The organism is Micrococcus sp. GbtcB5 (genome assembly GCF_019091605.1).
GTDB classification, from domain to species: domain Bacteria; phylum Actinomycetota; class Actinomycetes; order Actinomycetales; family Micrococcaceae; genus Micrococcus; species Micrococcus luteus.
Genome location: NZ_JAGXJK010000356.1, coordinates 1 through 244, shown reverse-complemented (window position 1 = coordinate 244; position 244 = coordinate 1). Strand labels below are relative to the sequence as shown.

The window sequence follows — 244 nt, the reverse complement described above, 5'->3', positions numbered from 1 at the left end:
CGCACCGGCCCCGCGTCGCCGGCCGCGGGGGCGGCTTCGGGAGCGGGGGTCGCCTCCGGGGCGGGGGCCGGTGCCGCCTCCGGGATGGGCTCTGCCGCGGTGCCGCACTCCCCGGTGAACCTGCCGACGCCGTTCGCCCGGGCCTGCTCCCACGCCGCCTCGACCTCGGGCAGGAAACGGTCGTTGCCGTCGGAGACCGCCGGCTCGCCGTAGCCCAGGCGGGCCATCTCGGCGTTGACCAGGA

General features: G+C 79.1%; 1 pseudogene. It reads right to left on the bottom strand.

Going from position 1 to position 244, the window contains the following annotated elements:
- Positions 1-244, bottom strand: a pseudogene (locus KVS67_RS12680) (nuclease); the annotation flags it as partial.